This is a genomic window from Streptomyces sp. 6N223 (genome assembly GCF_052246635.1).
Lineage (GTDB): Bacteria > Actinomycetota > Actinomycetes > Streptomycetales > Streptomycetaceae > Streptomyces.
The window spans coordinates 71,492-98,045 of the sequence record NZ_JBQQCA010000021.1 but is presented as its reverse complement, the minus strand read 5'-3'; the positions used below and the strand labels follow the sequence as shown (position 1 = coordinate 98,045).

General features: G+C 72.1%; 31 protein-coding genes. 19 read left to right on the top strand and 12 right to left on the bottom strand.

Annotated features, from left to right (window positions below):
• Nucleotides 1–23: 23 nt before the first annotated feature.
• The 3 genes from pspAB to ACTWQH_RS15545 all read right to left on the bottom strand — a co-directional run bounded on the left by pspAB (nt 24) and on the right by ACTWQH_RS15545 (nt 2,722).
• On the bottom strand, nt 24–638 hold the full coding sequence (gene pspAB, locus ACTWQH_RS15555; protein ID WP_443287127.1) for a PspA-associated protein PspAB: 615 nt from the start codon (nt 636–638) through the stop codon (nt 24–26).
• Nucleotides 639–643: 5 nt separating this feature from the next.
• Nucleotides 644–1,543: a zinc metalloprotease HtpX gene (gene htpX, locus ACTWQH_RS15550; protein WP_443287126.1), complete on the bottom strand. Its 900-nt coding sequence runs from the start codon at nt 1,541–1,543 to the stop codon at nt 644–646.
• A gap of 93 nt (nt 1,544–1,636) precedes the next feature.
• Entirely contained in the window at nt 1,637–2,722 is a 1,086-nt protein-coding gene (locus ACTWQH_RS15545) for an endonuclease/exonuclease/phosphatase family protein (RefSeq protein WP_443287125.1), read from the bottom strand.
• Nucleotides 2,723–2,947: 225 nt separating this feature from the next.
• On the opposite strand from ACTWQH_RS15545, the gene panB reads away from it, so the two are divergent.
• A complete protein-coding gene (gene panB, locus ACTWQH_RS15540; protein WP_443287124.1) occupies nt 2,948–3,826 on the top strand; it encodes a 3-methyl-2-oxobutanoate hydroxymethyltransferase in 879 nt (292 codons plus the stop codon).
• Between the two features lie 95 nt (nt 3,827–3,921).
• On the opposite strand, the gene ACTWQH_RS15535 is transcribed toward panB, so the two are convergent.
• From ACTWQH_RS15535 to ACTWQH_RS15525, 3 genes are all read right to left on the bottom strand, one after another.
• Entirely contained in the window at nt 3,922–4,116 is a 195-nt protein-coding gene (locus ACTWQH_RS15535; protein WP_443287123.1) for a hypothetical protein, read from the bottom strand.
• A 22-nt stretch (nt 4,117–4,138) separates the two neighbouring features.
• Nucleotides 4,139–4,870 (bottom strand): NADPH-dependent F420 reductase, encoded by a 732-nt coding sequence (npdG, locus tag ACTWQH_RS15530; protein ID WP_443287122.1) that lies wholly within the window; start codon nt 4,868–4,870, stop codon nt 4,139–4,141.
• Between the two features lie 70 nt (nt 4,871–4,940).
• On the bottom strand, nt 4,941–5,180 hold the full coding sequence (locus ACTWQH_RS15525; protein WP_443287121.1) for a hypothetical protein: 240 nt from the start codon (nt 5,178–5,180) through the stop codon (nt 4,941–4,943).
• A gap of 33 nt (nt 5,181–5,213) precedes the next feature.
• Here ACTWQH_RS15525 and map point away from each other — a divergent pair, with 33 nt between their 5' ends.
• From map to ACTWQH_RS15490, 7 genes are all read left to right on the top strand, one after another.
• A complete protein-coding gene (map, locus tag ACTWQH_RS15520; protein ID WP_443287120.1) occupies nt 5,214–6,086 on the top strand; it encodes a type I methionyl aminopeptidase in 873 nt (290 codons plus the stop codon).
• 86 nt (nt 6,087–6,172) lie between these two features.
• Nucleotides 6,173–6,838, top strand: a complete 666-nt coding sequence (locus ACTWQH_RS15515; protein WP_443287119.1) for a biliverdin-producing heme oxygenase — start codon at nt 6,173–6,175, stop codon at nt 6,836–6,838.
• Nucleotides 6,839–6,847: 9 nt separating this feature from the next.
• On the top strand, nt 6,848–8,470 hold the full coding sequence (locus tag ACTWQH_RS15510) for an alpha-amylase family glycosyl hydrolase (RefSeq protein WP_443287118.1): 1,623 nt from the start codon (nt 6,848–6,850) through the stop codon (nt 8,468–8,470).
• Nucleotides 8,471–8,602: 132 nt separating this feature from the next.
• The gene (locus ACTWQH_RS15505; protein ID WP_443287117.1) at nt 8,603–9,763 is read left to right on the top strand and encodes a phosphatidylinositol-specific phospholipase C1-like protein; all 1,161 of its coding nucleotides are present in this window, start codon (nt 8,603–8,605) and stop codon (nt 9,761–9,763) included.
• 48 nt (nt 9,764–9,811) lie between these two features.
• Nucleotides 9,812–10,828, top strand: coding sequence for an aldo/keto reductase (locus tag ACTWQH_RS15500; RefSeq protein ID WP_443287116.1), 1,017 nt, complete (start codon nt 9,812–9,814; stop codon nt 10,826–10,828).
• Nucleotides 10,829–11,108: 280 nt separating this feature from the next.
• The gene (locus tag ACTWQH_RS15495) at nt 11,109–12,233 is read left to right on the top strand and encodes a HesA/MoeB/ThiF family protein (protein ID WP_443287115.1); all 1,125 of its coding nucleotides are present in this window, start codon (nt 11,109–11,111) and stop codon (nt 12,231–12,233) included.
• Nucleotides 12,234–12,241: 8 nt separating this feature from the next.
• Nucleotides 12,242–13,489, top strand: coding sequence for a hypothetical protein (locus ACTWQH_RS15490; RefSeq protein ID WP_443287114.1), 1,248 nt, complete (start codon nt 12,242–12,244; stop codon nt 13,487–13,489).
• A gap of 6 nt (nt 13,490–13,495) precedes the next feature.
• Here the strand turns inward: ACTWQH_RS15490 and ACTWQH_RS15485 are convergent, their stop codons facing one another.
• Nucleotides 13,496–13,882 carry a VOC family protein gene (locus ACTWQH_RS15485; RefSeq protein WP_443287113.1) on the bottom strand — a complete coding sequence of 129 codons (387 nt, stop codon included), beginning with the start codon at nt 13,880–13,882 and terminating at the stop codon, nt 13,496–13,498.
• A gap of 67 nt (nt 13,883–13,949) precedes the next feature.
• On the bottom strand, nt 13,950–14,819 hold the full coding sequence (locus ACTWQH_RS15480) for a helix-turn-helix transcriptional regulator (RefSeq protein ID WP_443287112.1): 870 nt from the start codon (nt 14,817–14,819) through the stop codon (nt 13,950–13,952).
• Between the two features lie 113 nt (nt 14,820–14,932).
• Between ACTWQH_RS15480 and ACTWQH_RS15475 the strand changes: the two genes are divergently transcribed.
• Entirely contained in the window at nt 14,933–15,697 is a 765-nt protein-coding gene (locus ACTWQH_RS15475; protein ID WP_443287111.1) for an NAD(P)H-dependent oxidoreductase, read from the top strand.
• A 21-nt stretch (nt 15,698–15,718) separates the two neighbouring features.
• Here the strand turns inward: ACTWQH_RS15475 and ACTWQH_RS15470 are convergent, their stop codons facing one another.
• A complete protein-coding gene (locus ACTWQH_RS15470) occupies nt 15,719–15,862 on the bottom strand; it encodes a hypothetical protein (RefSeq protein ID WP_443287110.1) in 144 nt (47 codons plus the stop codon).
• Between the two features lie 124 nt (nt 15,863–15,986).
• On the opposite strand from ACTWQH_RS15470, the gene ACTWQH_RS15465 reads away from it, so the two are divergent.
• The 6 genes from ACTWQH_RS15465 (at nt 15,987) to ACTWQH_RS15440 (ending at nt 20,001) form a co-directional block, all read left to right on the top strand.
• A complete protein-coding gene (locus tag ACTWQH_RS15465; protein WP_443287109.1) occupies nt 15,987–16,238 on the top strand; it encodes a hypothetical protein in 252 nt (83 codons plus the stop codon).
• Nucleotides 16,192–16,704, top strand: a complete 513-nt coding sequence (locus ACTWQH_RS15460; RefSeq protein ID WP_443287108.1) for a DUF6879 family protein — start codon at nt 16,192–16,194, stop codon at nt 16,702–16,704. The genes ACTWQH_RS15465 and ACTWQH_RS15460 overlap by 47 nt, the downstream gene beginning before the upstream one ends.
• Nucleotides 16,705–16,729: 25 nt before the next feature.
• On the top strand, nt 16,730–17,578 hold the full coding sequence (locus tag ACTWQH_RS15455) for a helix-turn-helix domain-containing protein (RefSeq protein WP_443287107.1): 849 nt from the start codon (nt 16,730–16,732) through the stop codon (nt 17,576–17,578).
• A 102-nt stretch (nt 17,579–17,680) separates the two neighbouring features.
• Nucleotides 17,681–18,883, top strand: coding sequence for a radical SAM protein (locus ACTWQH_RS15450; protein WP_443287106.1), 1,203 nt, complete (start codon nt 17,681–17,683; stop codon nt 18,881–18,883).
• The gene (locus ACTWQH_RS15445) at nt 18,880–19,044 is read left to right on the top strand and encodes a hypothetical protein (protein ID WP_443287105.1); all 165 of its coding nucleotides are present in this window, start codon (nt 18,880–18,882) and stop codon (nt 19,042–19,044) included. Before ACTWQH_RS15450 ends, ACTWQH_RS15445 begins: the two co-directional genes overlap by 4 nt.
• An 84-nt stretch (nt 19,045–19,128) precedes the next feature.
• Complete coding sequence (locus tag ACTWQH_RS15440) at nt 19,129–20,001, top strand: GNAT family N-acetyltransferase (protein WP_443287104.1); 873 nt, start codon at nt 19,129–19,131, stop codon at nt 19,999–20,001.
• Between the two features lie 4 nt (nt 20,002–20,005).
• Here the strand turns inward: ACTWQH_RS15440 and ACTWQH_RS15435 are convergent, their stop codons facing one another.
• Together ACTWQH_RS15435 and ACTWQH_RS15430 are read right to left on the bottom strand one after the other, a co-directional pair.
• Nucleotides 20,006–20,194, bottom strand: coding sequence for a hypothetical protein (locus tag ACTWQH_RS15435; protein WP_443287103.1), 189 nt, complete (start codon nt 20,192–20,194; stop codon nt 20,006–20,008).
• An 11-nt stretch (nt 20,195–20,205) separates the two neighbouring features.
• The gene (locus ACTWQH_RS15430; protein WP_443287139.1) at nt 20,206–21,057 is read right to left on the bottom strand and encodes a helix-turn-helix domain-containing protein; all 852 of its coding nucleotides are present in this window, start codon (nt 21,055–21,057) and stop codon (nt 20,206–20,208) included.
• A gap of 173 nt (nt 21,058–21,230) precedes the next feature.
• Between ACTWQH_RS15430 and ACTWQH_RS15425 the strand changes: the two genes are divergently transcribed.
• The 4 genes from ACTWQH_RS15425 (at nt 21,231) to ACTWQH_RS15410 (ending at nt 24,106) form a co-directional block, all read left to right on the top strand.
• A complete protein-coding gene (locus tag ACTWQH_RS15425) occupies nt 21,231–21,431 on the top strand; it encodes a hypothetical protein (protein WP_443287102.1) in 201 nt (66 codons plus the stop codon).
• 25 nt (nt 21,432–21,456) lie between these two features.
• Nucleotides 21,457–22,251 (top strand): hypothetical protein, encoded by a 795-nt coding sequence (locus tag ACTWQH_RS15420; RefSeq protein ID WP_443287101.1) that lies wholly within the window; start codon nt 21,457–21,459, stop codon nt 22,249–22,251.
• Nucleotides 22,248–22,844 carry a class I SAM-dependent methyltransferase gene (locus tag ACTWQH_RS15415; protein ID WP_443287100.1) on the top strand — a complete coding sequence of 199 codons (597 nt, stop codon included), beginning with the start codon at nt 22,248–22,250 and terminating at the stop codon, nt 22,842–22,844. Before ACTWQH_RS15420 ends, ACTWQH_RS15415 begins: the two co-directional genes overlap by 4 nt.
• Nucleotides 22,845–23,038: 194 nt before the next feature.
• Nucleotides 23,039–24,106 (top strand): glycerophosphodiester phosphodiesterase, encoded by a 1,068-nt coding sequence (locus tag ACTWQH_RS15410; RefSeq protein ID WP_443287099.1) that lies wholly within the window; start codon nt 23,039–23,041, stop codon nt 24,104–24,106.
• A 26-nt stretch (nt 24,107–24,132) separates the two neighbouring features.
• On the opposite strand, the gene ACTWQH_RS15405 is transcribed toward ACTWQH_RS15410, so the two are convergent.
• Complete coding sequence (locus tag ACTWQH_RS15405; RefSeq protein WP_443287098.1) at nt 24,133–26,553, bottom strand: hypothetical protein; 2,421 nt, start codon at nt 26,551–26,553, stop codon at nt 24,133–24,135.
• Between the last annotated feature and the right edge of the window lies 1 nt (nt 26,554).

Sequence of the window (26,554 nt, the reverse complement as noted above, 5' to 3'; positions counted from 1 at the left end):
ACCCTACAGAGCCGACAATGGCGTCAAACCGCCAGGCCCGGCGCGCCCCAGACCGGGAACCAGCGGGAGAGGTCCTTCTCCAGCCTCAGGTCGTTCTCCAGCAGGCCGCGCAGCTGGAGTTCCAGCGCGTTGTCGCGCTTCTCGCGCGCGCCCGGCACGGGTGCGAAGGGGTAGAAGGTGCCGCGCTTGTAGAGATAGACGAGGGCGAGGGGGCGGGCGGGGGTGGCGCCGGTGCCGTGGAAGGCGACCAGGGAGCACAGCAGCTGGGGGCCGAAGCCGCCGTCCTGCAGGGCGGTGTTGACCGCGTGCAGGTCGTTCACGAGGCCGGCGACGTCGTCGGGGGCCTGGCGGGAGAGCAGCCAGGTGTAGCCGTAGGAGTCCTGGCTGAACTCGACGGGGATCGCCGAGGGCCCGTCGCCGCGCTCGGTGTCGGCGTCGAGGAGGGCCCGCACCTCCTCGCGGATGCGGGTGAAGGCGCCGCCCTCGACGCTGGCGAAGCAGACGGAGCCGAGGCCGGTGGGGGTGAAGCCGGCGCCCGCCTGGAGGGTGATGGCCGCCGAGGGGACGGCGAAGAGCTGGTCGAGGTCGGGGCGTACGGGCTTGGTGCGGCCGAGGAGGGCGTCGAGCAGGCGTCCCATCGCGCTCAGCCCCGCCCGCCGAGCTGTGCGGAGAGGCGGCCGAGCTGGTCGAGCCGCTGTTCGAGCGTGGGGTGCGAGGAGAACAGGCTGCTGAAGCTCTTCCCGCTCAGGGCCGGGGCGAAGTAGAAGGCGTTGAACGGCTCGGCCCGCCGCAGGTCGCGGGTCGGGATGCGGGCCATCTGGCCGGAGACCTTCGTCAGGGCCGAGGCGAGCGCGGAGGGGCGGCCGGTCAGCAGCGCGCCCGCGCGGTCGGCGGACAGCTCGCGGTAGCGGGACAGCAGCCGGGTGAGCAGGAAGCTGATCACGTAGACCAGGGCGCTGATCAGGGGGATCAGCAGCAGCATGGGGTTGTTGTTGTTGCGCCCGCCGCCGGCGAAGCCCGTCCACAGCGCCATGCGGGTGATCAGCCCGGCCATGACGCCCAGGAACGAGGCGATCGTCATCACCGCCACGTCGCGGTGCGCGACGTGCGACAGCTCGTGCGCCAGCACGCCCTCCAGCTCCTCCGGCTCCAGCCGCCGCAGCAGCCCGGTGGTGGCGCAGACCAGGGAGTTACGCCGGCCGCGGCCGGTGGCGAAGGCGTTCGGCACGTCGGAGTCGGCGATGGCCACGCGCGGCTTGGGCATGTCCGCGAGCGCGCACAGCCGGTCCACGGCGCCGTGCAGCTCGGGCGCCTGCTCGGGCGTGACCTCCTTCGCGCCCATGCTGAACGCCGCGATCTTGTCGCTGAACCAGAACTGCACGATGAACAGGCCGCCGACGAGCAGCACGATCAGTGGCCAGGCCTTGCCGAGGGCCACGATCAGCACGCCCACGAAGATCACGTAGAGCAGCCCGATGAGGAACATGGTGGTGACCATGCGGCCCGTGAGGCCGCGATCCGGGGCGTATCGGGTGTGTGCCATGGTTCCTCCCGGAGAAGCCCGAATAGGGTGGCCTCTATCAAAAATAGCCCTACCGGGAGAAAAGCTCAGAGCTCAGAGGTCAGAGCTCAGAGGTCAGGGGTCGAGGCGGGAGGCCACGGGCAGGTGGTCGCTGCCGGTGGAGGGCAGGGTCCAGGCCGAGACGGGCTCCACGCCGCGCACCAGGATCTGGTCGATGCGGGCCATGGGGAAGCTCGCGGGCCAGCTGAAGCCGAAGCCCGCGCCCGCCGCGCCCTGGGTGGAGCGCAGCTGCGAGGTGAGGGGGGCGAGGGCGCCGTCGTTCATGGTGCCGTTGAGGTCGCCGAGCAGCACCACGCGGTCCTGCGGCTCGGCGGCGATGCTCTGCGCCAGCATCTCGGCGGCGTCGTCCCGCTGCCCGGCGGTGAACCCGGCGTTGAACTGCACGCGCACCGACGGCAGGTGCGCCACGTAGACCGCGACCTGGCCGAGGCCGGTCTCCTCGCCGGTGCTGATGGTGGCGCGCATGGCCCGCGTCCAGCCGAGGCCGATGTCCACGGGGCGGGTGTCGCCGATCGGGTGGCGGCTCCACAGCCCGACCGTGCCCTCGACGGCGTGGTAGGGGTAGGCGTCGGCCAGCTCCTCCCCGTACGTCGCGATCTGCGTCTCGGGCAGCTCCTGGATGGCGAGCACGTCGGCCCCGGACGCGGCGAGCTGCCGGGCCGTGCCGGCGGGGTCGGCGTTGCCCGCGTCGACGTTGTGGCTGACGACCATGAGCGCGCCGCCCTCGCCGGTCTTGTCCACCAGCAGGCCGCCGAAGAGGTCCAGCCACACCAGGGCGGGCGCCAGCAGCGCCACCACCGCCGTGACGGAACGCCGCAGCACCGCGCAGAGCGCCAGCACCGGGATGCCGAGGCCCAGCCAGGGGAGGAAGGTCTGGAGCAGGCTGCCGAGGTTGCCGATCCCGTTGGGGACGCGGGAGTGGACCAGCATCACCAGGGCCAGCAGCAGCGCGGCCCCGGCGACCACCCAGCCGCGCGTCCAGCGGCCACGGCGGTCGCGCCAGCGCGGGCCGGGCCGGGCGGCGGCGCCCCCGGCGCCCCCGACGTACGGGGACGGGGCCGGGGGCGTCGGCCCTCCGGCCGTCGACTCCGCCGCGGCTCGCGCGCCCCGCCGGGCCTCCGGGGAAAACAACCGTGCCATCCCTGTCCTCGCTGACCGTGCCGACCGTGCCAAAACTGACCTCCCCGCCCCGGAACCCTATGGGAACGGGGCCCCCGCTCGCTCGTATGGACCATGACGAGCCGGGGCCGCCGAGGGGTTCCTGAACGCGGCGATTCCTCAATCGCCGTCGCGGTGCCACCATGGAGTCCGATCCGGGGACGCCGTCACGGCGCTTCGAGACGAGGCACAGACAGGAGCATCGCGATGAACGCGACGACGCAGACCAGCCCTGCCCAGGGGGCGACCGAGCCTGGGCTCTACGGCGGCAGGAGCACCCGCCGGATCACCGTGCGGGACATAGCGGCCGCCAAGCGGCGGGGCGAGAAGTGGCCGATGCTCACCGCGTACGACGCGATGACGGCGTCCGTCTTCGACCAGGCGGGCATCCCCGTGATGCTGGTGGGCGACTCGATGGGCAACTGCCACCTCGGGTACGACAGCACGGTGCCGGTCACCCTCGACGAGATGACCATGCTGTCGGCGGCCGTGGTGCGCGGCACGCGGCGCGCGCTCATCATCGGCGACCTGCCCTTCGGCTCCTACCAGGAGGGCCCGGTCCAGGCGCTGCGCAGCGCCACCCGCCTGATGAAGGAGGCGGGTGTGGGCGCCGTGAAGCTGGAGGGCGGCGAGCGCTCCGCCGACCAGATCCGGCTGCTGGTGGAGTCCGGCATCCCGGTGATGGCCCACGTGGGCCTCACCCCGCAGTCCGTCAACGCCTACGGCGGCCACCCGGTCCAGGGGCGCGGCGAGGAGGCGGCGCAGCAGCTGCTGCGGGACGCGAAGGCGGTGCAGAACGCCGGCGCCTTCGCCGTGGTGCTGGAGCTGGTGACGGCGGAGCTGGCCGCCGAGGTCACGCGGAGCCTGCACATTCCCACGGTCGGCATCGGATCGGGCGCGGAGTGTGACGCGCAGGTGCTGGTGTGGACCGACATGGCGGGGATGACGGACTGGCCGGGCGGGCGCGTGCCGCGCTTCGTGAAGGAGTACGCGCGCCTGCGGGAGGTTCTCGGCGACGCGGCGAAGGCGTTCGCCGAGGACGTGGTCGCCGGCGCGTACCCGGCGGAGGGGCACAGCTTCCACTGACGGCTCCTGCCGCCGGGGCCGTCGTCCCTGGGGCTTCGCCCCAGGGACCCCACCCGGTTGGCGGGGTGGCGGGGCGCCGTCGTCGGCGCGGTGGCCTACGCGGCTCGCGAGCGGCGCAGGTAGTACCAGGCGACGTTGGACGACAGTCCGGCCAGCAGGACCCAGACGATGCCCAGCCAGTTGCCCCTGGTGAAGGAGACCACCGCCGCCGTCACGGTCAGGGCGCACAGCAGCAGGGCGTAGTAGGCGAACCGCCGGGCCTTGGCCCGGGGCGTTGCGGCGGGGGACATGACTCGTGCTCCGGTCGTCGTCTCAGATGTCGGTCAGGCGGATGCCGGCGTGCGCCTTGTAGCGGCGGTTGACGGCGATGAGGTTGGCCACCAGGGACTCGACCTGGTGCGCGGTGCGCAGCCGTCCCGCGAAGACCCCCCGCATGCCCGGGATGCGGGCGGCCAGGGCCTGCACGATCTCGCAGTCGGCCCGGCTGTCGCCGAGCACCATCACGTCCGTGTCGATCTCCTCGACGGCCGGGTCCTGCAGCAGCACCGCCGAGAGGTGGTGGAACGCGGCCGTGACCCGCGCGTCGGGCAGCAGCGCGGCGGCCTGCTGGGCGGCGCTGCCCTCCTCGGGGCGTACGGCGTAGGCGCCGCGCTTGTCGAACGCCAGCGGGTTGACGCAGTCCACCACGAGCTTCCCGGCGAGCTCGGCGGTGAGCCCCTGGAGGGTCCTGGCGTGCCCCTCCCACGGCACGGCGACGATCACCACGTCGCTGGCGCGCGCGCAGGCGGCGTTGTCCATGCCCTCGACGCCGAGGCCGAGCCCGGCGGCCGCGGCCTCGGCCCGCTCGGTGGAGCGGGAGCCGACGATCACCCGCTGCCCGGCCTTGGCCAGCCGGTACGCCAGCCCTCTGCCCTGGTCCCCCGTGCCGCCGAGCACGCCGACCGTGAGGCCGGAGACGTCCGGCAGGTCCCACGGGTCCCTGGCCGGGGCCGCCGCCTTCTTCGCTGCCTGGGTCTGGCCGGCAGCCTGCGCGTCGCTAGTCATGCCTGAATACTGCCAAGCCCGCGGGGGTGCTCGGCGCCAGGGGGCCGCAGGGGCCCCGATCCCGCGGCGCCTACGCCTCCCGCTCCCCCTCCTCGCGGTCGCTCCAGCGGGGATCCTTACGCCATGCCGTCTCGCGGTCGCGGGCGATCTCGATCGCGCGCGCGGCCTCCTCGCGGGTGGTGTACGGGCCGAGGCGGTCCTTGGCCGGGCACTCGGGGCCCTCCTCGACCTTGCTGTGCTTCAGGCAGTAGTACCACTCGCCGGGGCGGCCCGTGGGCTCACGGCGGGAGCGGCCGAACAGAGGTGCCATACGCTCATCCTGCCCACCCGTAAACTCGATCGCATGTCTCCGCAGCAGCTTCTCGCCCCGGGCCGGCTCTCCCCCGCCCGCTCCGTGCCCGCCGCCATCCCGCGTCCGGAGTACGTGGGGAAGGGCAAGAAGGGGCCCGCCCCCTACACCGGGCCCGCCGCGCAGAGCGCCGAGACGATCGAGCGGATGCGCGTGGCCGGGCGGCTCGCGGCCCGCGCGCTGGCCGAGACCGCCGCGCACATCGCGCCCGGGGTGACCACCGACGCCCTGGACGAGGTGGCGCACACCTTCCTCTGCGACCACGGCGCCTACCCCTCGCCGCTGGGCTACCGGGGCTTCCCGAAGTCGCTGTGCACCTCCGTCAACGAGATCATCTGCCACGGCATCCCGGACTCCACGGTGCTGCGCGAGGGCGACATCGTGAACCTGGACGTCACGGCGTTCACCGGCGGCGTGCACGGCGACACGAACGCCACCTTCCTCGTCGGCGGCGAGGAGGCGGTGGACGAGGAGTCGCGGCTGCTGGTCGAGCACACCCGCGAGGCGCTGGAGCGGGCCATCAGGGCGGTCAGGCCGGGGCGCCGGATCAACGTGATCGGCCGGGTCATCGAGTCCTACGCCCGCCGCTTCGGGTACGGCGTGGTGCGCGACTTCACCGGGCACGGCATCCACACCGCCTTCCACTCCGGGCTGCTCGTCCCGCACTACGACGACCCGGGGGCGACGCAGGTGATGGTGCCGGGGATGACGTTCACGATCGAGCCGATGCTGAACCTGGGCACGCACGAGTGGGAGATGTGGGACGACGGCTGGACGGCGGTGACGAAGGACCGGCGGCGTTCGGCGCAGTTCGAGCACACGCTGGTGGTCACGGAGGACGGCGCGGAGGTCCTCACCCGTCTTTGAGCATCGCCTGAACCTCACCCGGCCGGTTTACCGACAGGCTGTCGGCAACCTTGACTTAGGCAAACCTAAGTTGTCACCATGGCGAGGTGACCACCGCGCTCGACGCCACCGCGACGCCGTTCTCGACGCTGATCCGCGAGGCGTCCCACCAGCAGCACACCGAGGCCGAGACCTCCCCCTTCATGAGCGAGATGCTCGACGGCCGGCTGGGGGTGGCGGCGTTCCGGCAGTACACCGAGCAGCTGTGGTTCGTCTACCGCGCCCTGGAGGGGGTGGCCGACCGGCTGGCCGGCGACCCCGTGGCCGGGCCCTTCGTCCGCCCCGAGCTGTTCCGCACCGCCGCCCTGGAGCGGGACCTGGACCACCTCCACGGGGGCGGCGACTGGCGCGCGACGCTCAAGCCGCTGCCCGCGACCGAGCGGTACGCCGCCCGCGTGCTGCGGGTCGCGCGCGACTGGCCCGGCGGGTACGTCGCCCACCACTACACGCGGTACCTCGGCGACCTCTCCGGCGGCCAGGTCATCCGGGGAACCGCCGAGAAGACCTGGGGCTTCACGCGCAAGGGCGACGGCGTCCGGTTCTACGTCTTCGACCACATCGCCAACCCGGCGGCGTACAAGCGCGAGTACCGCGCCCGCCTGGACGCCATCCCCGTGGCCGCGCCCGAGAAGCTGCGCATCGTGGACGAGTGCCGCCACGCTTTCGCGCTCAATTCCGCCGTCTTCCGGGACCTGGACGAGGCCAGCCGCTAGCGTGCGGCCATGTCGTCGACACCCGCAACGCCCCCCGCCTTCACCCACCACGTGCCGTCCTGGCTGGCCGACGCCGTCCTCTACCAGATCTATCCGCAGAGCTTCGCCGACGCCTCCGGCGACGGCATCGGCGACTTCAACGGCATCACCGAGCACCTTGACTACCTGGAGTGGCTCGGCGTCAACGCCGTCTGGCTCAACCCCTGCTTCGCCTCCCCGTTCCGCGACGCGGGCTACGACGTCTCCAACTACCTGGCCGTCGCCCCCCGCTACGGCACCGAGGACGACCTCGCCGAGCTGGTGGACAACGCCACGCGGCGCGGCATCCGCGTGATGCTGGACCTGGTGGCCGGGCACACCTCGGACCGCCACCCCTGGTTCACCGCGGCCGCCAACAACCCCGGCGACAACCGCTACATCTGGACCACCGGCGAGGAGAAGGAGCTGCCCGAGGGCTTCGTACCCTCCCCCGGCAGCCGCCCCGGCGGCTACCTGCCGAACTTCTTCGACAGCCAGCCCGCCCTCAACTTCGGCTACGGCCGCCCCGACCCGGCCGAGCCCTGGCGGCAGCCGATCGACGCCGACGGCCCGCGCGCCAACCGGGCCGCGCTGCGCGAGGTGATGGACCACTGGCTGCGGCTCGGCCTGTCCGGGTTCCGCGTCGACATGGCGCACTCGCTGGTGAAGGACGACCCGGGCCTGGCCGAGACCAGCAAGCTCTGGTCGGAGCTGCGCGCCTGGCTGGACGACACCCACCGGCAGGCGGCGCTGCTGGCGGAGTGGGGCGACCCGACGGTGTCGGTGCCGGCCGGGTTCCACGCCGACTTCTTCCTCCAGTTCGGCGGCCCGGACGACGGGCTGCCGCTGCGTTCGCTGTGGAACAACGGGCACGGCACGGTGCACGAGCACTGGGAGCAGGAGAGCTGCTACTTCGACGCCGAGGGGCGCGGCTCGGCGCTGGAGTTCGTCTCCGCCTGGGAGGCGACCGCCACCGTCATCGCCGACCGCGGCTACGCCGTGCTGCCGACCGCCAACCACGACTTCTCGCGCCTGGCCTGCGGCCCGCGCACCGCCGAGCAGCTGCCCCCGGCGTTCGCCTTCCAGCTCACCTGGCCGACGCTGCCGGCCGTCTACTACGGCGACGAGATCGGGATGCGGTACCAGCCGGGGCTGCCCGACCGCGAGGGCAGCGTGCTCGGCCCGCGCTACAACCGGGCGGGCTCGCGCACGCCCATGCAGTGGGACGACACGGCGAACGCCGGCTTCTCCCCCGCCGCCGCCGAACGCCTCTACCTGCCCGTCGACCCCGACCCTGCCCGGCCCACGGTCGACGCCCAGCGCGCCGACAGCGGCTCGCTGCTGAACCTGGTACGCCGCCTGATCGCGCTGCGCAGGTCCACGCCGGAGCTGGGCACCCGCGGCTCGGTCGAGGTGCTGCACACCGGCTATCCCCTCGTCTACCTGCGCGGCGGGCGCTACCTCGTCGTCGTCAACCCGCGCCGGGACCCGGCGACGCTGGCGCTGCCGCGGGCGGAGATGGCGAGGGCCCGCCCGGTGGAGCGCTCGGGCGTGACGGTCGGCGAGAGGGACATCGCGGCGGAGGGCTTCTCCTTCGGCATCTTCGCGCTGTGACCGGCCGGGCGGCCGGCGTCCCGGGGCCCTGAGCATTCACCGCGGCGGCGGCTGCCGGGCATGTTCCGGCCAACAACCCCCGGCAGGATCGGCGTCCCTCACCCCCTCCCCACGCCGACACCGGGAGTCACCGTGCCGTTCCGCCTCCGCGCTTCCGCCACCGTCGCGGTGCTGCTCGCCGCCGCCGGCGTGGCATCCGTCCCGGGCGCCGCGCCCGCCGCGCCCGCCGCGTCGTCCGCACCGGCCGTCCGCATGAACGAGATCCAGGTCATCGGCACGCACAACAGCTACCACCGCGAGCTGAGCTTCGAGGAGAAGCAGATCCAGCAGCAGGAGCACGGCGACGCCAACTTCTGGAATCTGGAGTACTCCCACGCCTCGCTGCCGGCCCAGTTCGGCGCCGAGCGCGTGCGCTCCCTCGAGCTCGACGTCTTCCCCGACCCCGAGGGCGGCCTGTACGCCGAGCCGCTGGTGCGCGGCGAGGCGGGGCTGCCGCCGCTGGACGACCCGGCGTACCAGCGGCCCGGCTTCAAGGTGCTGCACTGGGCCGACCACGACTACGGCACCAACTGCGTCGCCTTCGCCGACTGCCTGCGGCAGGTCCGCCAGTGGTCGCGGGCCAACCCCACCCACGCGCCGCTGTCGATCCTGCTGGAGATGAAGAGCACCGACCCCGCCATGGAGGAGATGGGCGGCCCGACGAGCCCGCTGTGGAACGGCGCGATGCTGGAGGATCTCGACGCCGAGATCCGCTCCGTCTTCGGCGAGGAGGACCTCATCACACCCGACGACATCCGCCGCCCCGGCCAGACCCTGGAGCAGTCGGTGCTCCAGGACGGCTGGCCGGCGCTGCGCGCCTCGCGCGGCACGGTGATGTTCCTGCTGAACCAGGGCACGGCGCCGGCCACGCTGGAGTACCTGGACGGGCACCCCAACCTCGAGAACCGGGTGCTGTTCCCCAACTCCCTCCCGGGCCAGGACCACGCGGCGTTCATCGGCCACGACGACCCGCTGGGGGCGAACGAGGCCACCATCCGGGACTTCGTGGAGCGGGGCTACCTGGTGCGCACCCGCGCCGACGTGCCGTTCGCCGAGGCGTCCAGCGGCGACACCGAACGCCTGCGCGCCGCCCTCGACTCCGGCGCGCAGATCATCAGCACCGACTTCCCCGTGGTCGGTCTCGCCGCCCGCCACGGCAGCGACTACGTTGCCGAGCTCCCCGGCGGGCACGCCGTGCGGTGCAACCCCGTCAACGCCCCCGCCCAGTGCGTCTCCGGCCGGCTCGAACGCTGACGGAACGGGCTTGCCCTGGAGCGCCCTCCAAGACGCAGACTCCCGCACATGAGCACAACGATGACGAACAGAGCGCTCGGACGAAGCGACATCAGCGTCAGCGCCCTCGGCTTCGGCTGCTGGGCCATCGGCGGGGAGTGGTTCAGCAGCCAGGGCCAGCCCTGGGGCTGGGGCCCGGTGGACGACGAGGAGTCGGTGCGGGCGCTGCGGCGCGGCATGGAGCTCGGCGTCACCTTCTTCGACACGGCCGACTGCTACGGCACCGGCCACAGCGAGGAGGTGCTCGGCCGGGCGGTCAAGGGACGGCGGGAGCAGGTCGTGATCGCCTCCAAGTGGGGCAACACCTTCGAGGACGGCCGCCGGGTCTCCGACCTGGCCCCCGACCTCACCCCGGCCTACGCCCGCCGCGCCCTCACCGCCACGCTGCGGCGCCTGGGCACCGACCACCTCGACCTCTACCAGCTGCACGTCAACCAGGCCCCGCTGCCCGAGGCGGCCGAGCTGCGCGAGGCCTGCGAGGCGTTCGTGCGCGAGGGCCTGATCCGCGCGTACGGCTGGTCGACCGACGACCCCGCCCGCGCCCGGCTCTTCGCGGAGGGCCCGCACTGCGCCTCGGTCCAGGTCAACGCCAACGTCTTCGAGGACGCCCCCGAGATGTTCGCGCTGGCCGGCGAGGTGCCGCTGGCCGCCATCATCCGCGGGCCGCTGGCCATGGGCGTGCTGACCGGCAAGTACAGCGCGGCGCCCGGGACCGGACCGGCCCTGGCCGCGGGCGACATCCGCTCCGCCCCGCCCGAGTGGCTGCGGTTCTTCAGGGACGGCCGGCTCGCCCCGGAGTGGGCCTCCCGCTTCGACGCCGTGCGCGACATCCTCACCAGCGAGGGCCGCACCCCCGCCCAGGGCGCCCTGGCCTGGCTGTGGGCCCGCAGCCCGCACACCGTCCCGATCCCGGGCATCCGCACGGTCGCGCAGGCCGAGGAGAACGCCGGCGCGCTGGCGTCCGGCCCGCTGACCGCCGGCCAGGTGAAGGAGATCGACACCCTGCTGGAGCGCCCCGGGAGCTGAACGCCCCGCGGTGAGCGGGCCGGCTGAGTTCGGGTATCAGCGGCGCCTCAGGAGCGTTTCAGCGGGCCGTGGAAGCCTCTGACCAGCGGCTCTCGCCGCGCGCGCAGGAGGTAGAGGAAGGAGGCTGCCATGGAGATCAAGGTCAAGAAGGTCGAGGCCGTGAAGGCGACCCAGAACCCGGCCACCTGAGGCACACCGGCATCGTCCGGTCATCCCACCGCGGGGAGGGCGTTCGCGCCCTCCCCGCGGCCCCTGTTCCGGCCCCGGCGAGGGAGACGATGTGCGTGTCACGTTGAAGGAATGCGTGTGGGAGACGTTCGGAGACGATCTCCAGGTGGTCTTCGACGCCCGCGAGGCGATCACCGTCAGCGATCCGACCGGCCAGATCGCGGCGTTGCTGAGCGAGCTGAGCCGCGCGCCGCAGACCGCCGCCGAACTCGCCGCGGCCCTGGCCCGGCGCGACTTCGACGTGAGCGAGTCCGCCGTGTGCGAGGGCCTGGAGGGCCTGGACACCCTCGGCCTGGTGGAGGACGCCGACGGCCGCTGGCTCGGCGATCCGGCCGCCGACGCGCGGCACTTCTCCAACCTCTCCTTCTTCTCCACCTACGCCGGGCTCGAACGCCCTCGGGCGGCGTTCGCCCGGCGGCTGCGCGGGGCGCACGTGCTGGTGCTCGGCGTCGGCGGCGGCGGTTCGGCGGTCGTGCAGTGCCTGGCCGGGCTCGGCGTCGGGCGGCTGACCCTGGTGGACCGCGACCGCGTCGAGTCGCGCAACTTCGCCCGGCAGTTCCTCTACCGGCACGCGGACATCGGGCGCCGCAAGACCGAGCGCGCCGCCGAGTGGGTGCGCGAGTTCGACCCGGACGTCGAGGTGCGGGCCGTGGAGCGCTGGATATCCGGCCCCGGCGACCTGGCGGACCTCGTCGAGGGCGTGGACCTCATCGCGGGGGGCATCGACGGCCACCCGGACGCGGGCCTGTGGGTGAACGAGGCCGCCGTCCGCGCCGGCGTGCCCTTCGTCGGCGGCGGCGGGACCCGGTCCCAGGTCATGTACCAGTCGGTGGTGCCCGGCGAGACCGCGTGCCTGGCCTGCGACGCCGCCGACCGGCCCGCCCCGGACAGCGCGGCGGGCGCGGCGCTGCGGCTCGCGGAGAAGATCGAGCTGAGCAACCCGCTCACCGGGCCGATGGCGACGCTGATCGGCTCGCTGATCGCCTTCGAGGCGCAGCGCCACCTCTCCGGCTTCGAGCCGCCGCGTGCCGCCGGCGGCCGCGTCGTGCTCGACCTTCGGGAGGGTCTGGCGCCCACGTGGCAGCCCTTCACCCGCGACCCCGGCTGCCGGGTGTGCGCGCTCGCGCCGCGCCGCGACGGGGAGCGCGGGGAGCGCGGGGAGGGCGGAGAGCGGTGAGCGGCGCGATGGACACGGAGACCACGGTGCGGCTCAGCCCCACCCTGAGCGTCGTGCCGGAAGGCGAGGACGAGGTCCTGGTCGGCGACCCGGCCACCGGCACCTTCGTCACGATCCCGGCGGTGGGCGGCGTCGTCATCGCGGCGCTCCAGCGGGGCGCCACCCTCGCCGAGACGGCCGCCGAGGCCGAGGCGTTCGCGGGCCAGCCCGTCAACATCCCCTCCTTCGTGGAGACCCTGCGCGAGCTGGGCTTCCTGGCCGAGGACGCCGACGACGCGCCGCAGGAGCCGGTCCGCAACGCCCCCATCCAGGCCCGGCGCTGGCTCACGGCCGTCCGCCAGGAGACCGTCCGCCCCTTCTTCGGCCCGGTCGCCTGGGCCTGCTACGCCGCCTGCCTGCTGTTCGCCGTCGGCGTCTTCGCCGTCCGCCCCGGCATGGTGCCCGACCCGTCCGAAGACCCCTTCGTCTTCGACGACATCGGGCTGAGCGCCCTGGCCTGGGTGCCCTTCGTGTGGTTCACGGCGGCCAGCCACGAGCTCGGCCACTGGCTCGGCGCGCGGGCGCTCGGCATCCAGGCCCGCTTCGGCATCGACCGGCGCATGGTCAACCTCGTCTTCGAGACCGACCTCACCCAGCTGTGGACCCTCCCGCGCCGCCAGCGGTACGGCCCGCTGCTGGCGGGCCTCGCCGTCGACTCCGTGCTGCTGGCCGCGCTGCTCGCCGGCCGGCTGCTGGCCGGCGACGACGGCGGCGTCCTCGGCTCGCTGCTGGCGGCCTGGGCGTTCATCAAGGTCGTCCAGATGCTGTGGCAGTCGATGGTCTTCCTGCGCACCGATCTGTACGCGGTGCTGGTCAACGCCCTGGGCTGCCGCAACCTGTGGCGCGTGAAGTCGCTGATGCTGCGCCGGGCCTTCGGCCGTCTCACGCCGGAGCAGGCGGAGGAGCTGGCGGAGGCGAGCGAGGCGGACCTGCGCGCCGGCCGCTGGTTCCGCTGGCTGTGGGTGGGCGGCTTCCTGGGCGTGGCCGCGTGGTTCGGCCTCCTGCTGGTCCCCATCTTCGCGGAGGTCCTGGGCTGGGCGGCCGACGGCGTCGCCGAGGGCCCGCTGGACGCGAGCTTCTGGTACCGCCTGGTGTGCGCGGGCCTGCTGATCGGCCCGGAGTCGCTGGCGCTGGCGCTGGCCGCCCGGGAGTACGCCCAGCGTTACGCGGCCCGCCGCGCACGCCGCGCGGCGGGCCGGGCCACCACCCGGGCGTGAGGGCCCTCAGCCCTGGGTGAGGCAGAACTCGTTGCCCTCGGGGTCGGCGAGGATCGTCAGGCGCTCGTGGCGTTCGACGACCTTGGCGCCGAGGGCGGTCAGCCGGCGGATCTCGGCTTCCACATCGGTCGCGAGCAGGTCCAGGTGCATGCGGTTCTTGACCACCTTCGGCTCGGGCACGCGCTGGAACCACAGCCGGGGGCCGGCAACGCCGCGCGGCTCGACGAGCACCGTGGGGTCGTCCTCGGGGTCGTCGATGCCGAAGGCCTTCAGCCGCGCCAACTCGGTGGCGTCGTAGGGCGCGACGGCGTACCCGTCCAGGGCGTCGGCCCAGAAGCGGGCGATGGAGGCCGGATGAGCAGCGTCGACGACGATGTCGTGGAGGCGAGCCATCTGATCATTTTGCCGTCCCGCGCGCCGTGCTGTCAGGCGGATTCGGGAGCTGATCGGATCGAATCGGTCACCGCCCGCCGACACCGGCGCCGACATCGGCGGCACGCTCGGCGAGGATGCGCAGCGCCGCGGCGGCGTCGCTGCCCTCGGGCGCGGCGTAGACGTGGACCTGCACGCCCTCCTGCCCGGGGCCGGCCGGCACGTGCAGCGTCTCGTAGTCCAGCGCGAACTCGCCGGACCCGCCGACGGCCGGCAGGCGGAACCGCTTGGTGCCGCTGGTGCAGCGCACCACGTCGCCCGTCTCCCACAGCCGCCGGAAGTCCGCGCTGAGCGTGGTGAGTTCGGCGACCAGCTCGGCGAGGTAGGCGTCGTCCGGGTAGCGGCCGCTGGCGTAGCGCAGCATGGCGGCCATCTCGCCGGCGCGCTCCTCCCAGTCGGGCATCAGGCGCCGGGAGGCCGGGTCGAGGAACGCGAACCGCGCCTGGTTGCGGTCGCGGGCGTCCGGATCGGCGAGGCCACCCATCAGCGCGCCGCCGAGCGCGTTCCACGCCAGGACGTCGAGGCGGTGGCAGGTGACGAACGCCGGCATGCCGGGCATCTCGTCCAGCATGCGCCGCAGCAGGGGGCTGACCCGGCCGCTGGGCGGCCCGCCGCGGCGGGCCGAGGCGAGGGTCCACAGGTGCTCGCGTTCCGTGGCGCCCAGGCCGAGGACCCGCGCCAGCGCCCGCAGCACCTCGTCGGACGGCTGCGTGGCGCGGCCCTGCTCCAGCCGCACGTAGTAGTCGACGCTGATCCCGGCGAGCTGCGCCAGCTCCTCCCGCCGCAGCCCCCGCACCCGGCGCCGCGCCCCTGCCGCCAGTCCCACGCTCTCGGGCGCCACCCGCGCCCGGCGGGACCGCAGGAAGCCGCCCAGCTCCCGCCCGTCATCGTGTCGCATGCCGTCTGCCATGTCCTCCAGTGTGCGGGTGGTCCTGCCAGTACCAGGAACGGCCTTCCGCAGGAAGCGCAGGATTCTGGCTGAGCCCCGCCCCCTCTGCGAGAACTGATGCCATGACCAGAAACGTGTTGATCGTCAGCGCCAACCCCGAGCCGCGCTCGCTGACCGCCTCCCTCACCACCTTCGCCGCCGACGAGTTGCGGGCGGCGGGCCACGAGGTGCGGGTCTCCGACCTGTACGCCATGAAGTGGCGGGCCGCGCTCGACGCCGACGACTACCCCGACCACGACCCGGCCGAGCGCTTCGACATCATGGCCGTCTCCACCCGGGCGTACGCCGCAGGGCGCCTGTCGGCGGACATCGCGGCCGAGCAGGAGAAGCTGCGCTGGGCGGACGCGGTCATCCTCCAGTTCCCGCTGTGGTGGTTCGGCCCGCCGGCCGTCCTCAAGGGCTGGATCGACCGCGTGTTCACCGCGGGCTTCGCCTACGGCGACACCGGCCGCCCCCTCTACGGCGGCGGCCACCTGTCCGGGCGCCGAGCCCTGCTCTCCGTGACGATCGGCGGCCGCGAGTCGGCGTACTCCGAGCGCGGCATACATGGCCCGCTGGAGCACCTGCTGTTCCCCGTGCACCACGGCGTCTTCTCCTTCACCGGCATGGACGTGCTGCCGCCCTTCGCCATGTACGGGACGGATTCGGTCGACGACGACGCGTACGCCGCCACGACCCGCGCCTACGCGGCGCGCCTGCGCACGCTGTTCGCCGAACCCCCCATCCCCTACCGGACGCTGACCGGCGGCGACTACGACCGCGAGATGCGCCTGCTCCCGGGCCGGGAGACGCCGGGCGCGACGGGCTTCGACCTGCACGTCAGCTGACGGCCGCGGCCCGGCCCTGCGTCAGCCGTCGAGCCCCTCGCCGTGCTGCCTCATGGCGTCCGTGGCGACCCTGCTGAAGTCCGCCGCGCTGGGCAGCAACTCCCGGACCTCAGGCGGCAGCGCCGCGTAGGTGCTGACGGCGAGCGGGGTGGCGCTGCCGCGCAAGGCGTTTGGCGGGGGCCTTGTTGCCCGCGCGGCTGGCAAGTTCCGGCACACTTCTTCCTCTGCCAGCGAGTCGGGCGGCACGCTCTGGCATACAGATCGACGCCTACACCGGAAGGTGGACATCATGACGCTGCGCAAGCTGGGCAAGGACCCCGACAGCCCGAGCGGCGGTTCTCCCACTATCTACCTTGACGAGGAGAAGGACACCTACCTCGTTCAGGGCTGGAAGGTGGAGGACGGCGGGCGCCGTGATCAGATGGACATTCCCGGGCACGAGGACGTCATCGAGATTCCGCGCCGTATGGTGCAGTTCTTCTTGGAGGTACAGGGTGACGAGGGTTCCGACGTTCAAGGAGCTGTTCCAGGGCAGTCGTAAGTCGGCTGTCCATCTGGAGATGCGGGACGCGTACATGAAGTCGGACCCGGCCTACATCGACTGGGAGGGCGGTGCTCATCTCGACCCCGCCGCACGCTGGTCCGACTGGCTTGTCCTAGTGTCCGAAGCCGTGGGCCGCGGCGTCGATGTCCGCCGCGCCCGGATCGTCTCGGAGCCGGTCAGCAAGTACATCCGCTTCGAGCACGAAGTCACCGATGGCCTGAACATTGCAGCCGGCGAGCAGGTGCGCTGGCTGCCTCGCAAGAGGGCCGCCGGCATCGCACTGCCAGCCAACGACTTCTGGCTGTTCGACGGCACGACTCTCCTGGTGAACCACTTCGACGGTGAAGGCGAGATGCTGGCTTCCAGCATCAGCGATGACCCCCAGGAGATCCAGCTCTGCGCCAGCGCCTTCGAGGCCGCTTGGGAGCGCGGCATCCCACACGCCGACTACCGGCTGGCCTGACGCTCGCAGGAAGACCCCGACAGCGATGCCCTCTCCTTCCTCCAGTGTCCAGGAGGCCCGCAGGGCCCTCGGCCAGCGCTTGCGCGAGATCCGGAAAGACGCCGGGCTCACCGCGCGAGCGCTGGCCGCGCGCGCGGGCTGGCACGAGTCCAAGTGCTCACGCTACGAGAGCGCCGCCCGCACACCCTCGGAAGACGACCTCCGCACCTGGGCAGAGCAGTGCGGCATGCCACAGCTTGCCGACGAACTCATCACCACCCTGCGCGGTATCGACGGAATGTACGTCGAGTGGCGCCGCATGGAGCGCTCTGGTCTCCGCAAAGCCCAGGAATCCGTGGTGCCGCTGTGGGAGCGCACGCGCCGCTTTCGGATCTACTCCTCGTGGCTCATCCCCGGCCCCGTGCAGACCGCGCCGTACGTGAAGGCGCTGCTCACATCGATTCGCGACCGGCGCGGGCTGATCGATGACGTGGACGAAGCGGTCCATGTCCGCATGGACAAGCAGCACGTCGTGCACGAGGGGAACCACAGCTTCGCGATCCTGCTTGAGGAAGCGGCGCTGCGCTACCGTATCGGGGGCCCTGAGGTCATGACGGGCCAGCTCAGGCACCTTTTGTCCACGGCCGCCCTGCCTTCTGTATCGGTGGGAATCATTCCCCTCACCGCGGACCGCTCCGGTATCTGGCCCGTTGAGGGCTTCTTCCTCTACGACGCCGACGTGGCGAACGTCGAGCTGGTATCCGCCCATCTCACTGTCACCCAGTCCCACGAAATCAATCTCTACGCAGATGCGTTCGCTCGTCTCTCCGAACTCGCCGTGTACGGAGGCAAGGCCCGTGATCTGATCACGGATGCGATCGACGCGCTCGGGTGACTCCCCGGCAAGTTCCGGCAGACTCCTGGAGGCCCCGATTGCGGCCCTCCTACCGTGGTTGCACGTGCCAGACAAGGCGGGTTCCAGGGAGAGAGAGCAGCGATGAGCTACACAGAGCCAGAGGAAGCCGACGAGGCCACGAGGCGCCGGACGGCCGCCGCTGAACGCGCCTCGCGCTGGCGTCGTCTCATCGCAAGCCCATTCCTTGACGGCCACCTCGTCGTACGGCCGGGCAGCACGAGGGCACTACGCATCCCCGCCCACCACTTCGCGGAACTGGCCGCCGCCGCGGCCTCACACCAGCCGACGCCGTCCTGGTTGCGAGCAGCCGTCCGGCAGCGGTGGGGCCTCGACATGCCCACCGGTCCGGTCGGCGAATCCGTGCTCGTGCGCGCACCGTCCGACTACGGCTTCAGCAGGGCGAGCTGGGAAATCAACCTGGGCTGCAACTTCGACTGCCCCCACTGCTATCTCGCCGCAAAGCAGTTTGCCGGGCTGACGTGGGAGCAAAAGGTCAAGCTCCTTGACATCATGCGCGACGCCGGAGTGCTGTGGCTCCAGATCACCGGAGGTGAGCCCACCATCGACCGCGATTTCCCCGGCGCATACCGCTACGCCCACAGCCAGGGCATGATGCTCACCGTCTCCACCAACGCCTCCCGGCTGTGGAACCGCGACATCCTGGCTCTGTTTCGCGACTGCCCGCCCTACCGGATCGTCGTGAGCATGTACGGCGCCACCGAGGAGACCTTCGACCATTTCACCCGGCGCCGAGGGGCATGGAAGTCGTTCAAGCGCGGCATCGACTCGGGCCGAGCCGCGCGCCTGCCCCTGCGTCTGAACATGATCGTCACCAACGAGACGGCGCACGAGGCAGATCAGATGGCCGCCCTCGCCGAGAAGTGGGACATCCCTCACCACGCCTACACGAACATGACGCCCACCATCTACGGCGGCCCCGAGAGCCTCCTCGCCCAGTCCACCGAGCATCTACGCGAGCGCAAGCCGTTCACCGGCTGCAACGCCGGAGTGACGTTCTTCCACGCCGACCCGCACGGCCGGGTCAGCATCTGCAAGGTCGGTCGAGACGACCAGATCGACCTCATGTCCGAGGGCATCGAGGGCCTGCGCCGGCTGCCCGGCATCTCGGACAAGCTCATGCTTCGCACCGGGGGCTGTGAGGGGTGCGCCCTGTCCGGCACGTGCCGCGTGTGCCGCCCGCTCGCCAAGCAGTACCAGGAGGCGAAGGCACCACTGATCAACTACTGCCAGCACGGCCTACCGAAGGAGAAAGTGAGCGTATGAGTCCCGTGCCCGTGACCATCGGCCGCAAGCCGCCGCCCAGCCGTCCGGAGCTTCCCGAGGCGATCGTCGCGACGCCGAGCGTCGCCCTGGTCGACGACCTCGACGACCTGCTCGAAGGGGTCGCCTGCTCATGCAGCGGGAGCGACGACAACCCCCACTGACCTGCATTGATCAGTTCCGGTCAGGCCCTGGCGAACGTCGTGCCAGGGCCTGTTCCGTATGCGCGTGACGAGTAGGGTGCGGACATGCGATTCCGTTGGGAGTGGCTTCGCCCAGTGGTGACGGTGCCCTTCGTACCGACAATCGGCCCGGTGCACCCGTCGGTCCTGACCGAGGATCTGTTCGCGGACATCCTGACTGCCGCCTCGACCGGTGAAGGCTTCCTGCGCTACGACAAAGACATTCGCTGGTCCCAGCGCAAGGACGAAAGCGTCCTGACCGAGGACATCGTTCATCGGCCCGGCGAGACCCTGATCCCCACGCTGTCCCGGCGTGGTGCCGGGATGATCAGGGTCCACCTCTACGACATCGAGAGCGACAGCGTCCTGGCCGCCTCCGAGCTAGCTCAGAAGCTCGCCGCAACCCACGGCACCGCAAAGGCCCGCGTCGTCCGCTTCCTCGGCCCAGAGGTACCCAAAGGGCGCGGCGTACGCATCCAGCTCAAGGACTTCAGCAAAGCACTCTGCCCGGCACCCGAAGGGCCCGTACCCCCCTTCAGCGAGCTACCGCAGCAGGAGCGGGCAACCTTCGCCGACTTCGCCGACGAGATGGCGGCGGACGGCTTCGCCTTCCTCTACGGACAGATGCGGGCCGGGAAGGTCGGCCCGGTCCTCACCGTGGTGCTGGACGGCAAGGTGGCCGGGGCCATCGGCCCCATGGAGATCCGCCCCGACGCCATCGGAACGCGCCAGCTCATGCCGCAATACTTCGGTGTCCTGGCGAAGCACCGAGGCGCAGGGCTGGGACGCCTGCTGTGGCGAGCCGCGATGCACTGGGGACAGACCCACGGGGCGGCGTACCAGCTCCTCCAGACGGAGGTCGACGGTCCTTCGGACCGTCTGTGCCGATCCGAGGGGCTCGCATCACTTGGCTTCACCTACGCCCAGGCCGCCGCCTAGCTCGTTACAAGAGGTGGTCGGCCTCGCCGCTCTTCACGGCGAGGATCAGCGCGCGCAGCGCGGAGACGCTGTCACTGATGTACTCGCCGGTGTCGGAGCGGCCGATGTAGGCGTTGCCGTCGTCGTCTATGCCGAATTGGAAGCAGTTTGCAGCTTCCGTGCAGAACGGCTCGGTCCACTGGATGTCGGACATGTGCTTCCCTCTCACAGCTCGTGGGCCATGTCGCGGATGAAGTCGCGGGACTCCTCCGGCGACAGCGCCAGCCCCTCCATCCGGTCCAGGAGCTTGCGGTATCTCCGGAGTTGCATCTCGATGTCGATCAGTGCGCCCCCGTGGAACGTGTCAAGCAACACCGTATCGAGCTGGGGAATCGACGCCGAGGCGTAGATGACGGACTGCCCGGCGCCAGGGAAACCGCCCGCCTCGAACGGGATGACGCAGACGGTCACGTTGTCCCGTTCACTCGTCTCCAGGATGTGTCTGAGCTGACCTTTCGCTGTCCTCCGGCCACCGAACTGCATCCTCAGGGCGGCCTCGTGGACAATCGCCGTGAACTCAAGGAGATCGTCACGGTCCAGCACGGCCTGTCGCTTGAGACGGTGCGTCGTACGCGCGAGCACTTGCAGAGCCGGAAGCGGCGGATCAGCCATTGCGAACATGGCCCGCACATGGTCCTCCGTCTGCAACAACCCAGGAATGTGAGCGATCACGGCGGTGCGCACGCTCTTGGCATGCCACTCCAGCTCAGCGATGTCGAGGAAGGTCGAAGGAAGCTCGCCGCGGTACTGCTCCCACCATCCCTTACGCCGCTCCCCCGCCATCCCGGCGAGGGCTTCCACCAACTCCTCGTCCGGGCAGCGGTACGCGCTGGCAAACGTCCGGACGCGATTGGCACTGACCCCGAACCGGCCCGCCTCGATATTGGAGACGCGCGAGCGCGTGAGACCCAACAGGTCGGCCGCGCCCTGCGCGGAGAGTCCCGCCTGCTCCCGCATCTTGCGAAGCTCCGTTCCCAGACGCTGTTGACGCGCCGTCGGGCTGCTCCTTGGCGGCATCTGACTCACTCACCCCTCGAAGATCGCGGTCGACTCGCCCAGCATAGACCTGTCTGCCATAGACGGGTGACACCGGCTTACTTTCTGAGCTACCGTTAGTGCACTGCGGCTCACGCCGCGCATTCGCAGCCTGTCACGCCATCCCCCAGCGCTCATCGAGGAGTTGATCACCCATGTCCAGCGAGTACGACGACGAATCCTGCTTCTGCCCCAACCAACTCGCCCGCGACCTCGACGCCGAGCTGCGCCGCCACGGCATCGTCTTTCCGTCGCTGATCTCCGAGTTCACGATGGACACCGGGCCGCAGGTACACCTCGGCGTCACCTCTGTCGAGTGCGCGCAGGAACTGCTCGACCTCCTCCGGCGGCGTTGAGACCGCGGGGCGGCATCATGGGCTGATGGCCTACGCAGACCGTCGAGCCAGGCTTCGGCTCGTCCTCCCGAAGGACTGGATCGTCGTGACCGACGGCATCCTCGACCCGTTCACGTCGTCGGCGTATCCGCCCCGGGATGACGAGGACGAGGACGAGAGGGCCCGGCTCCGCACGGGGCAGGCTGAGGAACTCGGCCTGTGGGCCATGCTCGTGGGCGACGAGCCGATGCCGTTGTTCGACAATTTCTCGGGGGCCCACGACCCCCTGCGCTCGACCCCGAAGCCGACGTACCGTTCGGCCCGGCACAGGGCCAGGGAACGGGCCGAGGAATGGGCTCTGTGGACCGAGGCCATGGGCGAAGAACCGCGCCGGGAAGAGCCGCACTTCGACGAGGATCCAGAAGAACTGGATGAACCGCGGGAAGACGACGACCCGGTGGTGTTCGCGGGGACGTGGTCCGAGGACTTCTCCGTGGACGCGCCCGACGAGGAAGACCTCCTGGCGGGCGCGGCCTGGCTGGCCTCCTCGTGTGGCGAGTTCCTGTGGTTCTTCCGACGCCACGAGCCGCTGCGCCGCAGCCACGGCCTGGATTACAGCCAGCGGCCCCTGACCATCGGCGGCCGCCCGGCCGCCGCCGTGGCGTACCGGTACCTTGGCGGCCGGGACGGCGAGACAACCGCCGAGCTGCGGCTGGTCGCCATCCACCTCTCGGACGACCGGGTCTCCTTTGCCCTGGGCCTGGCCCACTCAGCCGATCACTGCCGACTCATCGACGACGTCCTCGACAGCGTCAAGCCCCTGCGACGATGGCCGAGATGAACTACTGGAATCACAACGTCGCCCACCACCCGCTCGTCCTTCGCGCCGTGCCGGACCGCTGCGCGGAAGCGCTGGACGTGGGCTGCGGGGACGGGCGGTTCGAGCGCAAGCTCGCCGCCCGCGTCACGCGCGTCACGGGGATCGACACCTCGCCGGAGATGCTGGCCCTGGCGCGTGAGCGCGGCAAGGGGCTGGCCAACGCCGCCTTCCGGGAAGGGGACTTCCTTGCCGCGGACCTCAAAGCGGGAAGCTACGACTTCGTCTGCTCGGTCTCGGCCGTCCACCACATGGACTTCGCCGCCGCCCTGACCCGCATGCGCGAGCTGCTGCGCCCCGGCGGCGTGCTCGTCGTCGTCGGCCTGGCGCGTGACGCCACCGCCGGGGACCGCGTGTTCGGCGCCCTCGGCGTGCCCGGGTGGCTGGTCAACCGGCTGCGCCGCAACCACGGCGGGCCGGCGGGGATGCCCGTCCTGGACCCGGAGATGAGCTGGCGCGAGGTGCGCGACGAAGCCCGCCGCCTCCTGCCGGGCGTTCGGTACCGGCGTCACCTGCTGTGGCGGTACTCGCTGGTCTGGCGCAACGCTCCCTCATGATCCCGAGCACTGCGACGTAACGGTCGCGAAAGCCGCTCTCGGTAACCGAAACGTCGCAGTCGGCGGGATCAACGCCACGCTCGCCCAATCGTCACCGGCACGTCACCACCAGAACGCACCACGGGCCGCCCTCATCCACCCCCACGGCGCATAGTCATGGCCTTCCGCCCAAGTACAGAGCAGAAAGGCATGACGTGCGGGGTTTCTCCAGACTCACTCGACTCGCCGCGGGGCTCCTCGCCGCGGCCTCGCTGGCGGCGTTGGCCGTCGCGGCGCCCGCGCAGGCTGAGAGCGCGCAGCGCCGCTTCGACCTCCAGGCGCACCGCGGCGGCCTCGGGCTCGTCGTCGAGTCCACGCTGGCCTCCTTCTCCAACGCCCTGGAACTGGGCGTCAGCACCCTCGAACTCGACGTGCAGATCACCAGCGACGGCAAGGCGGTCGTCACGCACGACCGGCGGATCTCCCCGGCCAAGTGCCTCGACACGGGGCCGGCGTTCCCCGGCGACCCGCAGTATCCGTACGTCGGCAAGTACATCGTCGACCTCACCCTCGCCCAGGTGCGCACCCTGGACTGCGGCACGCAGACCCTCCCCCAGTTCCCCGGGCAGCAGGCCAGCCCCGGCGCGCGGATGCCGCTGCTGTCGGAGGTGTTCGGCCTCGTCCACCGGTACCGGGCGTACGGGGTCACGCTGAACATCGAGACCAAGGTCGAGGCCGCCGCGCCCCATGAGACGGCGCCGCGTGAGCAGTTCGTCCAGGTCGTGGCGCGGGAGGTACGCCGGGCCCGGTTGCTGGACCAGGTCACGATCCAGAGCTTCGACTGGGGCGCGCTGACGCGGATGCGCGAGGTCGAGCCGCGCCTGCCGATCGTCGCGCTCACCAACGGGCAGCCGTTCCTCCAGGTCGGCCAGCCCGGCGCGTCCCCCTGGCTGGGCGGCATCGACATCGACGACTTCGACGGGAGCCTCGTGGCGGCGGCACGGTCCTTCGGGGCGGACGCGATCTCCCCGGTCCACGGCGACCCGCAGGGCGGCCACGTGGGCGACCCGGGCTACGTGCCCTACGTCACCGAGGAGCTGGTCGACGAGGCGCACGCCGCCGGGATGCTGGTGATCCCCTGGACGGTCGACGACACCGCGACCATGCACAAGCTCATCGACGACGGGGTGGACGGCATCATCACCGACTACCCGGACCGGCTGCGCACGGTCATGGCGGAGCGCGGCTTCCGGCTTCCCAGGGCGTACCACGAGCGTCCGTAACGCCGCATGCCCTAGCCCGGGGACAGCTAACGCCGCTGGATCAGCGAGACGGACGGGGGGACGCGGGCGCCGTCGAGGGTGGCGCGGAAGGTCAGGCGGTGGTCGCGGCCGGGGCGGGTGGCGGGGGCGGCGGTGATCGTGAACGGGACGGTGGCCAGGCCCTTGGCGGGGACCGTCACCTCCGCCGGCCCGGCCGGGCGTATGGACCAGCCGTCGGGCGCGTGGGCGGTGACGGCGACCGTCCGGTCGGTGTCGGTGAAGTTGTAGACCTCCAACTCCATGCGGGTCGTGGCGTCCAGGCGGTAGCCCAGCGGGGGCTCGGCGTCGCCGTCGTCCTTGGTGGGGGCCTGGTGGCGCGGGCCGAAGCGCTGGTTCAGGACGATGTGGTCGGCGTCGGTGAGGCGGCGTCGCCGGGTGGTGGCGGCGCGGGGCGCGCGGGGCGGGGGCGCGTCGGAGACGAGGTAGAAGGGGTCGCGGGAGCGGCGCGGGCGGACCGTGCCGTCCGGCCCAGGGGTGAGGGGGCCGAGGGGCGCGCCCATGATGTCGTATGCCTCGACGCGCGTGGCGCCCGGGACGGGCACCGCGACGCGCCCGCGCCCGGGGGCGTAGACCACGGTGACCGTGCGGCCCGCGCCGTCGTCGAAGGCGAACCCGGCGGCCTCCGGGAGGAGTTCCTCCAGCACCCGGACGAAGGTGGCCTCGCCCAGCAGCGCCGTGAGCGCGGCGTACGCGCTGTACGCGGGCCACGGCTGGAAGTCGCGGCTGAGGAGCGCGAAGGAGACGCCGTCGTCCGTGCAGGGCGGGGCGCAGAACCAGAAGTGGCGCTGCACGCCGGTGGCCAGGCTCTCCACGGTGGACAGGACGAGGTAACGGGCCTCGGCGAGCTGCCGGTCGTGGGTGAGGTCAACGCCGGGCTCGGCCGGGAAGAAGGCGCCGCACTCCGTCATCCAGAGGGGGGTGGAGGAGGCGCCGGCCTCCTCGCGCAGCTCCCGCTGTTCCTCGGCGGCGGCGGGAAAGTCCGGCTCCTCCTCCCCGGGCGCCGGATAGCCGTGGAAGGCCCAGGCGTCGGCGTAGCGCACCACCTCGCTCTCCAGCATCAGCTCCTGGAAGACGCCGCGCCCCGCGATGCCGGGCAGCACCACGGTGCGCCGCTCCCCCGCGCCCAGAGCCGCCGCCTTGACGTACGCCGCGTGCTGGTCGCCGGTGCTGGCGGTGGTGTCCACGTCCGGCTCGTTGGACAGCTGGAGGGCGTCGGCGGCGGCGAGGCGGCGGGCGTAGTGGTAGGCGTGGCGCAGGTCGGCGGGGAGGGGGACGGAGGTCTCGGTCAGGGCCCACTCCGGGGGCGGGGACAAGACCTCCAGGACGCTCAGACCGGCGTCCTGGAAGGTGCGGGTGACGCGGTCGAAGGGGCCGGTGTCGACGGGGCCGGCCGTCTCGGGCTGGGCGGCGGGCCAGGAGCTGCCGTCGCGCACCCAGCCGACGCCCAGCTCGCGGACGCCGGAGACGAACGCCGGGAGGCGGGCGGGCGGCACGAGGGCGTAGGTGAAGGCGTTGACGCCGAAGCGGCTGCGCGATGCGCTGGCGGCGCGCCGCTCGGGAAGGACCGCGAAGTGGCCGGTGACGTCCTCGGCCAGCACCCGGTAGTTGCCGGGCGGGAGGGCGTCGGGCAGTGGAGCGGCGGCGGCAGAACGCCCGGCCGGGACCGTCGCGGTGCCGGAGGCGACCCGCGCGGCGCCGTGGTCGAGGACGCGGTAGCGGATGCGATACGGCGTGGGGGCGCGGCCGTTGAGGCGGAAACGCAGCTCCGCGGCCTCGCTCGCGCGGCAGACGCCGATGGTGGTCGCGGGGTCGCCGAGGCTGATCGCGCGCAGCGCCGGCCCGACGGGGGCGAGGGTGAACTCGTCCAGCAGGAAGCGGTATCCGAGGCGGCCGTCGGGCAGCGCGGTCGGCTCCGCGACGGTGAAGGTGAGGGCGTTGTGGCCGCCGCGCAGCTCGACCTCGCCCAGCTCGCAGCGGGCCAGCTCGCCCCAGGCGGGGGCCGACTCGTACCAGTGCGGCTGCGAGCGGGCGATGGGCTCGGGCGGGCCGTCGTTGACCGAGAGGGTGAGGTAGGAGCCGGTCTGCTCGGCGTGCGGCAGCTCGGCGGGGGAGGTCGCCACGGCCGTGAGCCGGTAGATGCCGCCCCCGCCGGGGGCCTCGACGGCGTAACGCGCGTACCAGCGGCGCCGCTCGGCGGTGCCGGTCAGGGCGAGGAGGGCGCCGCCGGAGGCGCGGGGGTCCCCGACGACGGGAATGTTGGTGTCGGCCGGCGACTCGCCCGGCACGGTGATCACGCCGGACTCCTGCCGCTTCCCACGCCGCGCCGCCGTCGCGGCCCCGGCCGCCAGCGCGCCGACGCCCGCGAGCGCGGTGCGCCGGCGGATCCCGGCGTTGATGGTGAACCTCATG